The organism is Pseudohaemophilus paraphrohaemolyticus (assembly GCF_003253115.1).
GTDB lineage: Bacteria > Pseudomonadota > Gammaproteobacteria > Enterobacterales > Pasteurellaceae > Haemophilus_A > Haemophilus_A paraphrohaemolyticus_A.
In genome coordinates this window covers 12,492-26,763 of sequence record NZ_QEQF01000005.1, presented here as the reverse complement: position 1 = coordinate 26,763, position 14,272 = coordinate 12,492, and the positions used below count along the sequence as shown (strand labels likewise).

The window sequence follows — 14,272 nt, the reverse complement described above, 5'->3', positions numbered from 1 at the left end:
AATTGAAACCGCCAATCTTTTCTTATAACATTAAAGCATAAAAATCAGCCCGCAAGGAAGAATATGAAACTACAACAACTTCGCTATATTGTCGAAATCGTCAATCAAAACCTTAATATTACCGAAGCGGCGGATGCCCTTTATACTTCACAGCCTGGAATCAGCAAGCAAGTGCGACTGCTGGAAAGTGAGCTTGGCATCAATATTTTTGAGCGAAACGGTAAGCACATTAAAGACTTAACCCCCGCGGGTGAGAAAATTGTAGCGATTTCGCGTGAGCTTTTGGTGAAAGCGCAAAGCATTCGAGCTGTGGCAGAAGAACAAACTCGCCCAAATAGTGGCGTGCTTCGCATTGCCAGCCCGAATACGCAAGCTCGTTATGTGTTACCCAGTGTGATTGAACTTTTCAAGGCGAAGTATCCGAACGTGAGTTTGCATCTGCACCAAGGTTCACCGACGCAAATTTACGATGCATTGATGGCGGGCGAAGTGGATTTAGCGATTACGACCGAAGCACAATATCTGTTTGAAGATGCGATTTTACTCCCTTGCTATATGTGGAACCGCTCGGTGATTGTCAAGCCTGATCATCCGCTCGCAAAATATGTGAACCAACCAGAACAATTAACTGTCGAAGAGCTCGGAAAATATGATTTAATCACCTACACTTTCGGCTTTACGGGGCAGTCGGATTTGGACAAAGCCTTTAACAAAGAGGGGATTTTGCCGAATATCGTCTTTACCGCAACCGATGCAGATGTGATTAAAACCTATGTACGTATTGGCTTGGGAGTAGGCATTATGGCTTCAATGGCGTACACGGAAAGCGACAGCGATTTGGTCGCCATTAACGCCAGCCATCTGTTCCAGTCAAGCATGACGCAGATTGCCTTTAAACGTGGCACATTCTTGCGCAACTATATGTATGATTTTATTAACTATTTCTCTCCGCATTTAACCCGAATGCAGGTGGAACAAGCTGAACAACTGCGAGATAATACCGCCATTATGCGAATGTTTGACCACACACAATTGGAAGAAAAATAAGGAAAACCAATGACATTTTTCAAAAAAATCGCCTTTACTGGTGTTGCAATTTTTTCAATGATTTCGACCGCTTACGCGGAAAATTTCAACATTAAATATAGTTCAAACTATTTAATGCCCGCTTATGTGAACTTTAAACATGACAGCGGAAAATATGAAATTCAATCAAAAATCAATATTCCACTCTATAGCATTGTATTTACGGCAAAAGGCACAGAGAAAAATGGTATCTTTAATATGTTAAGCTACCGAGACACCCGTAACGGTAAAACTTATGCATTAGCGGAAATTGATAGCAAAAATATTCAATACGGCAAAGCGAAAGAGCCGCTTAAAACTGAGCCTTTAACCATGCCAACTTTTGACTTGTTTACGACGGCATTCCAGTTAAGCTACTACGATAAATTGCCAACCAGCTTCCAAACCACAAACGGTAAAAAACTCTATCCAACACCGAATGTGAATCTAAACAAAACACAAAAAGCGGTCACGCAAAATGGTAAAACTTATCAAGAAATTACCTATAGCTTCACAACCGCAGATCACAAAGCGATTACAGTGAAAAAATTCGAGGGCGAAAAATTCCCTCGTTTTATCTCTTACAATCGCGATGGCGATAATTATGAGTTGAAGTTTGATAGCTTTGTAAAATAAATTCTATTTAATGATTCCTAATCAATAGCACAAAGAAATTTGTGCTATTTTTACTTGCACGCTTGACAAATCCCTTTTGTACTAGTTTAATAGTACAGAAATAAACACAGGAAGATAATCATGAACGTGCAAATTCAACAAACTACGTTGCCCTATTTTGCCGATACTACCGCGATGTATCACGCTCTTTGTGGCAACCAGCCTCATACCTTATTATTAGACTCCGCTGAAATCCAAAGCAAAAATAGCCTCAAAAGTTTACTCTTCGCCCAATCTGCATTGCATATTTTTTGCAACGCACAGCAAGTCACTTTTGAGCCTCTAACTAAAAACGGCAAAGCCGTCATTCCATATATTCAAGTTGCTTTAGCGAGTTTAAATCCTGCACCTACTTGCGAATTTTTTGCAGAATCACACCGCTTGGTTGCAGAATTCCCCACTATTCCTACTCAATTAGACGAAGATAGCAAACTCAAAACTAGCACGGTGTTTGATGGCTTGCGTGTTGTAAACCAACTGTTTGAAGCAGCAAGCTCACCCGTTTATTTAGGCGGATTATTTAGCTACGATTTAGTGGCGAATTTTATCCCAATGGATAACATTACCTTGCAAGACGATGGCTTAAGTTGTCCAGACTACAGCTTCTATTTAGCCGAGCAATTAGTCTTTATCGATCACCAAGCTCAAACCGCAACGCTTAATACTTTCTGTTTCAATCCAGCTGAGCAAGCAATATTAAGCCAACAAGCGGTCGAATTTGCAGAACAACTTGCCAATGCACCAACCAATTTCAGCTTACCAATTCAAACTGCAAATGCAGAAGCGGTGGCGAATTTAGAAGATGAGCCATTCAAAGAGATTATTCGCAAGCTGAAACATCATATTCACGTGGGAGATGTATTTCAGATTGTACCTTCTCGCCGTTTCAGCTTACCTTGCCCAAATACTCTAGCAAGTTACCGCCAACTTAAAATGAACAATCCAAGCCCGTATATGTTCTTTATGCAAGGCGAAAATTTCACGCTATTTGGAGCATCGCCTGAAAGTGCATTGAAATATTCTGAACACGATCGTCAGCTAGAAATTTACCCTATTGCAGGTTCTCGCCCGCGTGGCTTTGATGAGCACGGTAACATTGATTTAGAACTCGATTCTCGTCTTGAATTAGAATTACGTTTAGATAAAAAAGAGCTTGCTGAACATTTAATGTTGGTCGATTTAGCTCGAAATGATGTGGCTCGCGTAAGCCAATCGGGCACGCGAAAAGTAGTGGAATTGATGCAAATTGACCGCTATTCGCAAATTATGCATCTTGTTTCACGTGTGGTAGGGAAACTTCGCACCGATTTAGATGCATTGCACGCTTACCAAGCCTGTATGAATATGGGCACGCTCACGGGTGCACCGAAAATCAAGGCAATGCAGTTGATTTACCAATTCGAACAGCAAAAACGCCATAGCTACGGCGGTGCGGTCGGTTATTTAACCTCCGAAGGCAATTTAGATACCTGTATCGTCATTCGTTCTGCTTTCGTTCAAAATGGTACGGCTTACGTGCAAGCAGGTTGTGGCGAAGTGTTAGATTCAGATCCGCAATTAGAAGCTGATGAAACTCGCCACAAAGCCCGTGCAGTATTAAAAGCGATTGGGCAGGTGAATCAAGGGCAGCCACATTAGGATAAGAGGAAAGCACTATGGCACATATTCTTTTTGTCGATAATTTCGACTCATTTACCTACAATTTAGTGGATCAATTCCGCGAACTAGGACACCAAGTAACGATCTTCCGTAACGATTATCCGTTAGAGGATTTTATTCAAAAAGCTTTAACCACCGAAAACTCATTAGTTGCTCTATCACCTGGACCTGGCAACCCAGCGGAAGCGGGTAATTTATTGCCCATTATTACGCAATTAAAAGGCAAAGTGCCGATGATTGGGATCTGCTTAGGTCACCAAGCGATTATTGAAGCCTTAGGCGGAAAAGTTGTACATACAGGCACGGTATTACACGGTAAAGTGTCAAAAATTGAGCACGATAACCAAGCTATGTTCGCAGGTATCAACAACCCAATGCCTGTGGCTCGTTACCATTCTTTAATGGGCGATAATTTGCCGGAAGAGTTGGAAGTCAATGCACGTTACGGCACGATTGTAATGGCGGTTCGCCATAAAACTTTGCCAATTTGTGGCTTCCAATTTCACCCAGAGTCAATTTTGACCGTAGAAGGGACAAAATTATTGAAGCAGTCAGTGGAATGGCTATTAAGCTAATTGTAGGGTGTGTAAATTTGAAAAATTCACGCACGCTTTTATAAATTTCATAAAAAATTAACCGTTTGCGTGCGTAAACCTTGTTCACACACCCTACGGATATAGAAGGGAACACACTATGCAAACCGAACAACTTTTGGAAAAATTATTTAATAATCAACCGCTTGATAAAGCTGAATCCACCTTCTTCTTCACTCAAGTTATGCAAGGCAAGGTATCAAATGAGCAACTCGCTGGGGCGTTAATTGCGTTAAAAATGCGAGGCGAAACAATTGACGAAATTTCAGGTGCAGTGACTGCTGCACTTGAAAATGCATCCCCTTTCCCAACACCAGACTATGATTTTGCAGACATTGTAGGCACAGGCGGCGATGGGCATAACACCATCAACATCTCAACAGCAAGTGCCATTGTGGCAGCGACAATGGGATACAAAGTGGCAAAACACGGCAGCCGTAGTGTTTCTAGCAAAACGGGGGCAAGTGATGTACTTTCTCAACTTGGCATCAATATCCAAGTGCCAGCCGAGATCGCTCGCAAAGCATTGGACGAAATTGGCATCTGCTTTTTATTCGCCCCGCTTTATCACTCAGGTTTCAAATATGCCATCCCTGTCCGCCAAGCATTGAAAACCCGTACGCTGTTTAACATTTTAGGACCGCTCGTCAATCCTGCTCACGCTAAACGCCAACTTTTAGGTGTTTATTCGCCAGAAATTTTAAAAATCTATGCGGAAACGGTAAAAGCCTTAAACCACGAGCACACTATTGTCGTCTATGGAGCGGGTTTAGATGAAGTCGCTGTTCACGGTGAAACTCAAGTAGCAGAAATTGAAAATGGAAAAATCCGTTATTATTCTGTGACGCCTGAAGATTTTGGCGTTTCACGTCATCCAATCGAAGCCTTAAAAGGCGGTGAGTCTGCTGAAAATGCTGAGAAAATCCGAGCTTTATTACAAGGCAAAGGTGAAGCTGCACATATTGATGCGGTTGCCGTGAATGTTGCCATGTTAATGAGAATCTTTGGCGAGCCTGACTTAAAAGCCAATGCAGCAAAAGTAAAAGCGGTGCTGGCTAGTGGAAAGGCGTTTGAGACGTTAGAAAACTTAGCGAGTTATCAATAAATCTTTAGTGCTTTTTACGCCCCAATTTGGGGCGTTTTTTTATGATAGAATAGTGTATTTCCACAGGAAAAAATTGAAATAATTTACGAAGGATAATCTATGTGGTTTAAAAATGTAATGATTTATCGTCTTACCAGCGAATTAACGCTAGATGAGCAAACGCTTAATGAGCAGCTAACCGAAAACCGCTTCACGCCTTGTGAAGCTCACGATATGAGTAAGTTTGGTTGGAGCAAACCGCTTGCTAGTTCTGAACAGCTGTGCTTCTCACAAGGTAAGCAATTTTTGCTGATTTCACATCAAGAAAACAAACTGTTGCCGGCAAATGTGGTAAAGCAAGAAGTTGAAAAACGCATTGCCGAATTAGAAGAAAAAGAGGCACGTAAACTCAAAAAAATAGAGAAGCAGGCTGTGAAAGATCAAGTCGTCTCGGTTTTAATGCCTCGAGCATTTAGTAAACATCAATTCACTGCAATTTGGTTAGATTTAGAGATGCAGCTAGTTTATGTTGATGCAAGTTCAAGCAAGCGTGCGGAAAACACACTAGCATTACTGCGGAAAACGCTTGGTTCGCTCCCTGTTGTGCCGATTTCTTTTGTGATTCCGCCTTATGAAGTAATGACCGATTGGGTGGCAAAAGGTTACACACCAGCGTGGCTGAATCTGTTAGAAGAAGCAGAGTTAAAATCCTTTGAAAGCGGCAGTGTGATTCGCTGTAAAAATCAGATGTTGGAAAGCGATGAGATTACACCACACTTACAAGCGGGTAAATTTGTCACCAAAATTGCCATCGACTGGGAAAACCATTTTTCTTGTGTGTTGAATGAAGAAGCCGTGCTTTCTCGCCTTAAATTTGCCGATGAAATTCGCGAGAAAAATGACGATATTTTAAAAGAAGATGTTGCGCAGCGTTTTGATGCCGATTTCTTGTTGATGACTGAAGAGCTGAAACTCTTTACGCAAAAACTCATTGCTGAGTTTGGTGGCATTAAAGAACGGATTTAAGATTTTAACTCATAGACTTGAGAATTTTCACATAGAAAAACGGATAATAAAGTTTGCTTTATTATCCGTTTATACTTAAACAACTAGATTATTTCAGCGCCACTCTCGCATTTCTAAACAATCTCATCCAAGCGCCATCTTCTGTCCAGTCTTCTGGATGCCATGAGTTGCTCACTGCACGGAATACACGTTCTGGGTGTGGCATCATAATGGCAACGCGACCGTCCATATTGGTAATCGCGGTAATACCTTCCACCGAGCCGTTCGGGTTGGCTGGATAAACTTCGGTTGGGTTGCCATTGTTGTCAATATATTGTGCAGCAATTAAGCCTTGTGCTTTTAAGCCCGCTAATTGAGCGGACGATTTGAACTCAACTTGACCTTCCCCATGAGAAACGGCGATCGGCATATGTGATCCTGCCATTCCTGCAAACCAAGGCGAAGCCACTTCATTAATTTTCACTAGGCCCACGCGTGCTTCGAAACGTTCAGATTTGTTGCGAACGAAACGTGGCCAATTTTCTGTGCCAGGGATAATTTCCGCTAAGTTCGACACCATTTGGCAACCATTACATACGCCTAATGACAAGGTGTTCGGGTTGGCGAAGAATTGGCTGAATTGATCACGTAATTGCGGGTTGAATAGGATAGATTTCGCCCAGCCACCACCTGCACCTAATACGTCGCCGTAAGAGAAACCACCACACGCTACTAATGCGTTGAAGTCGGCAAGATTGCGACGACTAGACATTAAGTCAGACATATGCACATCAATCGCATTGAAGCCTGCACGGTCGAATGCCGCCGCCATTTCGTAATGACTGTTCACGCCTTGTTCACGTAGAATCGCAATGGTTGGTTTCGTACCTTTGTTGATAAATGGAGCTGCAATATCTTCGTTCACATCGTAAGTTAAGAATGCTGATAAACCTTTATCCGTTGGGTTTTTCTTAGCTTCAAACTCTTGGTCGGCACACTCAGGATTATCGCGTAAACGTTGCATTTGGTGGGTTAATTCTGCCCAAATGCCGCGTAATTCAGAGCGTTTTTCGCTGAGTAATTTACGGCTGCTACGGCTGATCTCAAAGCGGTCATCAGCAGTTACTGTACCAAGTTCGTGGGTGATGCCAAGCAAGTTATGCACTTTTAACACTTCACGCACGCTTTCTAATTGACTGTCAGCAACTTGGATTACCGCACCTAACTCTTCGTTGAATAATACTGCTAAGTCGTTATCGCCCAAAGCTGAAATATCCACTTCCACTCCGCAATGACCCGCAAACGCCATTTCTGCTAAGGTAGTGATTAAACCCCCGTCTGAACGGTCGTGATATGCCAACAATTTATCTTCTGCCACTAATACTTGCATTGCGTTGTAGAAATCTTTTAAGCGTTGAACGTTTACCACATCTGCTGGCTTGTCTCCTAATTGTTTATAAACCTGTGCCAATGCGGTTGCACCTAAACGGTTTTTACCTTCGCCCAAGTCGATGAGTAAGAGGCTAGATAAACCTTTGTCGGTGCGAAGTTGTGGGGTGATAGTTTTACGCACATCTTCCACTCGAGCAAACGCAGAAATTACTAATGAAAGTGGTGCAGTCACGGCTTTTTGCTCGCCGTTTTCTTCCCAAGTGGTACGCATTGACATTGAGTCTTTACCCACTGGAATGGTTAAGCCTAGTGCTGGGCAAAGCTCTTCGCCCACCGCTTTCACGGCTTCGTACAAGCCCGCATCTTCGCCTGCATGACCTGCGGCACTCATCCAGTTCGCAGAAAGTTTAATGCGTTTGATGTCGCCAATGTTGGTTGCGGCGATATTGGTAATAGATTCCGCCACTGCTAAACGTGCAGAAGCCCCGAAGTCTAATAAAGCAACAGGTGCACGTTCTCCCATCGTCATAGCCTCACCGTGATAGCCGTCTAATGAAGCAGTAGTTACAGCAACATTAGACACTGGGATTTGCCACGGGCCGACCATCTGATCGCGTGCTACCATCCCTGTGACAGACCTGTCACCGATGGTGATTAAGAAGGTTTTTTCTGCCACTACAGGTAAGCGTAACACACGGTGCAGTGCTTCTTTTAATTGAATGCCTTGTTGATCAAGCGGTTGATTTTCCACAGATTTCGACGAAACTTCACGGTGCATTTTCGGGGTTTTGCCAAGCAACACATTCATTGGTAAATCAATCGGATTGTTGTCAAAATGGTTGTCGTGTAAGGTTAAGTGTTTCTCTTCGGTCGCTTCACCAATTACCGCATAAGGCGCACGCTCACGACGGCAGATTTCCTCAAATTGTGGAAGTTTGTCCGCTACTACAGCTAATACATAGCGCTCTTGCGACTCGTTACACCAAATTTCAAGCGGCGACATCCCTTTTTCATCGCACAAAATCGAGCGAAGATTGAATTTACCGCCACGGTCTCCATCGTGAACGAGCTCAGGCATTGCATTCGATAAACCGCCTGCGCCCACATCGTGGATAAATGCGATTGGATTTTCTTCGCCTAACTGCCAGCAACGGTCGATTACCTCTTGGCAACGGCGTTCCATCTCTGGGTTTTCACGTTGTACAGAAGCAAAATCTAAATCTTCTTTGGATTTACCTGAAGCCATTGAGGAGGCAGCACCACCGCCTAAACCGATGTTCATTGCAGGTCCGCCAAGCACCACCAGTTTCGCACCTACTGGAATTTTACCTTTTTGAACGTGTTCGGCACGAATGTTACCGATACCGCCTGCTAACATAATCGGCTTGTGGTAGCCACGCACTTCTTCGCCCGCGAAGCTGTTGACTTTTTCTTCGTAAGTACGGAAATAGCCTAATAACGCAGGGCGACCAAATTCATTGTTGAATGCCGCACCACCAAGAGGGCCTTCGATCATAATATCGAGTGCCGAAGCAATGCGGTTTGGTTTAGAAAGCTCGTTTTCCCACGGTTGTTTGAATTCTGGAATCACCAAGTTAGAGACCGAGAAGCCCGTTAAACCTGCTTTTGGTTTTGCCCCTCGTCCTGTTGCTCCTTCATCGCGGATCTCCCCGCCTGAACCTGTCGCGGCCCCTGGGAATGGTGAAATCGCAGTCGGGTGGTTGTGGGTTTCCACTTTCATCAAAATGTGGGCATCTTCTTGGTGGGCGCGATATTGCCCATCTTGGTCTGGGAACCAACGCCCCACGGTTGAACCTTCCATCACTGCCGCGTTATCTTTATACGCAGAAAGAACGTGGTCAGGCGTTTGCTCGAAGGTGTTTTTGATCATCTTGAACAACGATTTTTCTTGTTTTTCTCCGTCGATTGTCCAGTCTGCATTGAAGATTTTATGGCGGCAGTGTTCCGAATTCGCCTGAGCGAACATATAAAGTTCAATGTCGTTTGGATTACGGTTTAGTGCCGTGAAGTTTTCTACTAAATAATCCATCTCATCATCGGCTAATGCCAAGCCTAGCTCAATGTTTGCTTGTTCTAGGGCAGGGCGACCACCGCCTAAAATATCAATGGTGGTAAATGGTCTCGGTGCTTGTTGCGTAAAGAGCGATCCTGCTTCCGCTTCATTATTTAACACTGTTTCTAACATACGGTCGTGCAATAAACCTTTTAGTGTTGCCAATTCTGCTTCAGTTAACTCACGTTCAAAACTGAAATAGTACGCCAAGCCACGTTCGATACGGTTCACGTTCGCCAAACCACAGTTGTGGGCAATGTCGGTCGCTTTAGAAGACCAAGACGAAATCGTCCCCACTCGCGGAGTTACAATTAAGCAAAAACCTGTTGGCTCGTGTTCCGCAAGGGTTGGACCGTAGTGCAATAATTCTTGTAATTTAGCAATTTCGCCTTCTGCAAGCGGTGCATTTTGCTCAACAAAATGCAAATACTCTGCATACACTGAAGTGACAGGCAGCTGATGTTGCTGGAATTTTTGTTGAAGTTGGGTTAAACGAAATTCTGAAAGGGCAGGAGAGCCACGAAAGGTTTTTACAGTCATATTGCAGTTCCGTATTAAGAAAAGTAAAAAATCGGGCGTATTATAACGGATAACGCAAACGTTTGCATTTTAAAATTTGAGGGGAATGCTGATAGTGTGATGATCCTATGGCTCACGCCATAGGTTACGTATGAATCGTAAAGTAGATGTTACCAATAGGATTTTATGCTAAAATCGCCCCAATTTTTTAACCCAAACCAAGGCTAAATTTTGTCTCGGTATCGTAGGGGGGGTATACCCACCCATTTTTTTATCTATAGTATGAAGAAAAAATATTTAATTGATTTATTTTCAGGTTGTGGTGGGCTATCTTTTGGTTTCGAACAAGCAGGTTTTGAATGCTTGATTGGTGTTGATATAGAACAATCTGCTTTAGACACATTTGCGCATAATCACAAACATGCAAAAGCATTAAATTTAGATTTATCCGATGATGATTCTATTGATAAGATTATTAAAGAAATTGGCAATAAGAACATAGAAATTATTGTTGCAGGACCTCCTTGTCAGGGATTTTCCTTAACAGGAAGAAGAGATGAGAACGATAAAAGAAATAAACTCTTTTATTCTGTATTTAAACTAGCGGAAAGAATTAAACCTAAATATATTGTTATTGAAAATGTTCCTGGTATTAAAACTTTATATGAAGGTAGAGCTAGAAATGCAATTATTAGTGAGTTTGAAAGATTAGGTTATTCTAATTCAGAAAAGTTGTTATATGCCCCAGATTATGGTGTCCCTCAAATTAGAAAAAGAATGTTTTTTGTTGGTGTTTTGAATGGAGATATTTTTGAATTTCCTGAGCCAACAAATAACGAAAGTAACTATGTAACTTGTGAGCAAGCTATTGGTGATCTACCTAGTTTAGAACATACATTAGGAACTCAAATTTCAGAGTATGAAAGCGAACCATTTAGTAAGTATCAAAAATTAATGCGTAAGAACTCTAAAAAATTACTAAATCATATTGGTACAAAACATACTGATCTTGTTGTATCTGTAATTAAGCAAGTTCCAGAAGGAGGTAACCATAAGGATCTTCCTGAAGGTGTTGGCGATTCAAGAAAATTTAATGAAGCTTGGACTAGATATCATAGTCAAAAACCATCGAAAACTATTGATACAGGTCATAGAAATCATTTTCACTATAAATGGAATAGAATTCCAACAGCAAGAGAGAACGCGAGATTACAGTCGTTCCCTGATGACTTTGAATTTTTAGGAAATAAAACGCAACAATATCGACAAATAGGAAATGCGGTTCCTCCTTTCCTAGGACTTGCCATTGGAAAGAAACTTTTAGATATGGAAAAGTAATGTTAAATACAATTGATTTATTTGCGGGGTGTGGTGGTTTAACAGATGGATTTAAGCTAACTTATAAATATAATTTGTTAGCAGCTGTAGAATGGGAAAAGGCACCTTTAAATTCACTGCGCCATAGATTGGAAAAAAAATGGAATTATGAGAATGTAGAGCAAAAAATAATCCATTTTGATATTCAGCGTACAGAAGAATTGCTTTATGGATATGAACAGGATCCAGATTACGGTAATTCAATTGGTTTAGAAAAGCTAGTTAATAATCAGATAGTAGATGTAATTATCGGTGGTCCACCATGTCAAGCATATTCAATTGCAGGAAGAATTCGTGATGAAAATGGAATGAAAGATGATTACCGAAACTACTTATTTGAATCTTATATTCAAGTTGTAAAACATTTTCAACCCAAGGCTTGTATTTTTGAAAATGTTGTTGGAATGTTGAGTGCTACCCCAGATGGGGTTCCTATTATTAATAGGATTGCTTCTGCATTTAATGAAGCCGGCTATGTTATTTCTAGCTCAATTCAAGAACAGGCTGTGTTTGATGTATCTGAATTTGGAGTTCCTCAAAAAAGACAACGTGTAATTTTAGTAGCTTTTAATAAAAATACTATAAAAAATCCTGAAGGGAAAATTGATGAATTTTACTCGAATTTAGAAAAATATAAAGAAAGTAAAAAAACGGTAAGTGATGCGATTTTAGATCTTCCTCCTATTTATCCTTGTGAGATTGAAAGTAAAAAAAGATCTCATAAGGTTTCTGTAGATAATTTTCTAATTTCAGAACATATTCCAAGATACCATAATCCTCGAGATGTTAAGATTTTTCAAATGCTTGCTGAGGATATTGAAAATGGCGAGAATAAATTTACTTCAATAAAAGCCTTGCAAGAACTTTATAGAGAGGCTACAGGCAAGTCTTCAAATGTACACAAATATCATGTTTTGAGAAGGAATTTACCAAGTAATACAATTCCAGCTCATTTATATAAAGATGGTCTTAGACATATTCACCCTGATTCTAAACAGGCTAGAAGTATCACTGTAAGAGAAGCTGCTAGATTGCAAACTTTTGCAGATGATTTTGAGTTTTTAGGATCAATGGGGGCAAAATATAAGATGATTGGAAATGCCGTTCCTCCAGAATTTGCTAAAAAAATAGCTCTTGCACTAAACGAAACTTTAAGTGAAGGATAAATTATGTCTGAATTAGTATGGATTCATAGAACTAATGCAAATGAATTGGGTATTAGCCAAACAGTTGATGGTACTGGGCGTGGTTCGTTTTTTCTTGTTCCAGTGGAAGCTAGAAAGATTTTCTTTCCTGAAAGGGATTTTTCTGTAAATCCTGATATTTCAGAGCAAGTACAGTTACATTTTATAGATCAAAATGAAACAGTAACTGTGAGTTACTCAAAACCAAACTCAAAAACTGAACATAGATTATCTTTATCTGGATTAACAAGGTTTATAGGGGAAGATAAACAAATATCGCCAAATAAAATTATTTGTTTTTATAGAAAAGATAATATTATTCATTTTTCAACTGTTAAGGAAGATTCTATTTATGGGAATTTATTAAATGAATTTCCAACAAGGGGAAAAACAAATAATCTTGTTACTGAAACGGTTTTTGATAATATAAATAAAGAATTAAATGCATCAACCCTCCCCCTTCCCAAACCCTTCCTTCTCCTCGCAGGCGTTTCTGGCACGGGAAAATCGCGTTTTGTGCGTCAACAAGCAGAAAAAACAGGCGAATTCCAGTTGGTGGCGGTACGTCCAGACTGGCACGAACCTTCTGATCTGTTGGGCTATGTTTCTCGTTTGAGTGGCAAAGCGGAATATGTGATGACTGATGTGCTGAAGTTTATTGTGAAAGCGTGGCAAGCGGTCGAAAATGCGGGGTTAATTGCAAATCGCGAAGTCTCTGGTTTGCACGAACAACTGGCAGACGTTCCCCCATTCTGGCTTTGCTTAGATGAAATGAACCTTGCCCCAGTGGAGCAATATTTTGCGGATTATCTTGCGGTGTTAGAAACCCGAAAATGGACGTGGAATGAAGAGCGTTTTAGCTATCAAACTGAAGCATTGTTGAGCGCAACCGCGTGGGAGGAAATAGAGGGCTTTAAAGAGTCTTTAAACATTAGCGATGCACTTTGGGATTTCTTCCAACAAAATGGTATTGGTATTCCGTTTAACTTGATTGTAGCGGGCACGGTGAATATGGACGAAACTACGCACGCTTTTTCTCGCAAAGTGTTAGATCGTGCATTGAGTTTTGATTTCAGCAAGTTCTACCCGAATGATTTTACCGCTTTTTTTGAGCCGAAAACACAACCGAAATTGTTAGGCTACCCGATTTATTCTCAAGCGAAAGAAGATGAACATTCTGCAAAATCCATCGCATTTTTGACCGCTCTTAATGAGAAATTAAAAGAAACGCCATTTGAATTGGCATATCGAGCCTTGAATGAATTACTACTCAGTGTTTCGGCTTTCCAACCGCAAGACGAACGTGCATTGCAAGCGGTGTGGGATGATTTTGTAATGACTAAAGTGTTGCCACGTATTGAGGGTGATGAGAATAAAATTGGTTCGGTATTAGACGATTTGAAAGCAGTGTTAAAAACCAAATTAGGCGAAATTTGGGATAACCCTCGCCCTGATTTATGGCGTGAGAAAGTAGATGGTTCTGAGCTTGAAATTGATTGCCGTTGTAGGCCGAAACTTGAGCGTATGCAGAAACAGCTTACTGAACGAGGAATGGTGAGTTTTTGGTAATGTGTAGGGTGTGTGAACGAAGTTCACGCACGCTGAATATGATATGCGTGAAATGTTCCATTTCACACTCCCTACA

The 14,272-nt window shown here is 41.2% G+C and carries 10 protein-coding genes; 9 read left to right on the top strand and 1 reads right to left on the bottom strand.

The window, feature by feature from the left end:
• Window positions 1-63: 63 nt before the first annotated feature.
• The 6 genes from cysB to rdgC all read left to right on the top strand — a co-directional run bounded on the left by cysB (window position 64) and on the right by rdgC (window position 6,102).
• Complete coding sequence (cysB, locus tag DPV92_RS05985; RefSeq protein WP_005709783.1) at window positions 64-1,047, top strand: HTH-type transcriptional regulator CysB; 984 nt, start codon at window positions 64-66, stop codon at window positions 1,045-1,047.
• Between the two features lie 9 nt (window positions 1,048-1,056).
• On the top strand, window positions 1,057-1,701 hold the full coding sequence (locus DPV92_RS05980; protein ID WP_005709725.1) for a hypothetical protein: 645 nt from the start codon (window positions 1,057-1,059) through the stop codon (window positions 1,699-1,701).
• A gap of 120 nt (window positions 1,702-1,821) precedes the next feature.
• Window positions 1,822-3,378, top strand: coding sequence for an anthranilate synthase component I (gene trpE, locus DPV92_RS05975; RefSeq protein WP_111354104.1), 1,557 nt, complete (start codon window positions 1,822-1,824; stop codon window positions 3,376-3,378).
• 17 nt (window positions 3,379-3,395) lie between these two features.
• Window positions 3,396-3,974, top strand: a complete 579-nt coding sequence (locus tag DPV92_RS05970; RefSeq protein ID WP_005709742.1) for an aminodeoxychorismate/anthranilate synthase component II — start codon at window positions 3,396-3,398, stop codon at window positions 3,972-3,974.
• Between the two features lie 118 nt (window positions 3,975-4,092).
• Entirely contained in the window at window positions 4,093-5,097 is a 1,005-nt protein-coding gene (trpD, locus tag DPV92_RS05965) for an anthranilate phosphoribosyltransferase (RefSeq protein WP_111354103.1), read from the top strand.
• 99 nt (window positions 5,098-5,196) lie between these two features.
• Window positions 5,197-6,102 carry a recombination-associated protein RdgC gene (rdgC, locus tag DPV92_RS05960; RefSeq protein WP_111354102.1) on the top strand — a complete coding sequence of 302 codons (906 nt, stop codon included), beginning with the start codon at window positions 5,197-5,199 and terminating at the stop codon, window positions 6,100-6,102.
• A gap of 88 nt (window positions 6,103-6,190) precedes the next feature.
• On the opposite strand, the gene purL is transcribed toward rdgC, so the two are convergent.
• Window positions 6,191-10,087, bottom strand: a complete 3,897-nt coding sequence (gene purL, locus DPV92_RS05955) for a phosphoribosylformylglycinamidine synthase (RefSeq protein ID WP_111354101.1) — start codon at window positions 10,085-10,087, stop codon at window positions 6,191-6,193.
• 261 nt (window positions 10,088-10,348) lie between these two features.
• Here purL and DPV92_RS05950 point away from each other — a divergent pair, with 261 nt between their 5' ends.
• From DPV92_RS05950 to DPV92_RS05940, 3 genes are read left to right on the top strand one after another with little or no spacing between them, the layout of a single operon-like run.
• Window positions 10,349-11,404, top strand: a complete 1,056-nt coding sequence (locus DPV92_RS05950) for a DNA cytosine methyltransferase (RefSeq protein ID WP_111354100.1) — start codon at window positions 10,349-10,351, stop codon at window positions 11,402-11,404.
• A complete protein-coding gene (locus DPV92_RS05945) occupies window positions 11,404-12,609 on the top strand; it encodes a DNA cytosine methyltransferase (protein ID WP_111354099.1) in 1,206 nt (401 codons plus the stop codon). Before DPV92_RS05950 ends, DPV92_RS05945 begins: the two co-directional genes overlap by 1 nt.
• Before the next feature lie 3 nt (window positions 12,610-12,612).
• Window positions 12,613-14,196 carry an McrB family protein gene (locus DPV92_RS05940; RefSeq protein WP_111354098.1) on the top strand — a complete coding sequence of 528 codons (1,584 nt, stop codon included), beginning with the start codon at window positions 12,613-12,615 and terminating at the stop codon, window positions 14,194-14,196.
• Window positions 14,197-14,272 lie beyond the last annotated feature (76 nt).

Excerpts from the sequence above, each read along its gene's own strand:
- purL (WP_111354101.1), bottom strand. The coding sequence starts at position 10,087 with ATGACTGTAAAAACCTTTCGTGGCTCTCCTGCCCTTTCAGAATTTCGT.
- DPV92_RS05950 (WP_111354100.1), top strand. The coding sequence starts at position 10,349 with ATGAAGAAAAAATATTTAATTGATTTATTTTCAGGTTGTGGTGGGCTA.
- DPV92_RS05980 (WP_005709725.1), top strand. The coding sequence starts at position 1,057 with ATGACATTTTTCAAAAAAATCGCCTTTACTGGTGTTGCAATTTTTTCA.
- rdgC (WP_111354102.1), top strand. The coding sequence starts at position 5,197 with ATGTGGTTTAAAAATGTAATGATTTATCGTCTTACCAGCGAATTAACG.
- DPV92_RS05940 (WP_111354098.1), top strand. The coding sequence starts at position 12,613 with ATGTCTGAATTAGTATGGATTCATAGAACTAATGCAAATGAATTGGGT.
- DPV92_RS05970 (WP_005709742.1), top strand. The coding sequence starts at position 3,396 with ATGGCACATATTCTTTTTGTCGATAATTTCGACTCATTTACCTACAAT.
- trpD (WP_111354103.1), top strand. The coding sequence starts at position 4,093 with ATGCAAACCGAACAACTTTTGGAAAAATTATTTAATAATCAACCGCTT.
- DPV92_RS05945 (WP_111354099.1), top strand. The coding sequence starts at position 11,404 with ATGTTAAATACAATTGATTTATTTGCGGGGTGTGGTGGTTTAACAGAT.
- trpE (WP_111354104.1), top strand. The coding sequence starts at position 1,822 with ATGAACGTGCAAATTCAACAAACTACGTTGCCCTATTTTGCCGATACT.
- cysB (WP_005709783.1), top strand. The coding sequence starts at position 64 with ATGAAACTACAACAACTTCGCTATATTGTCGAAATCGTCAATCAAAAC.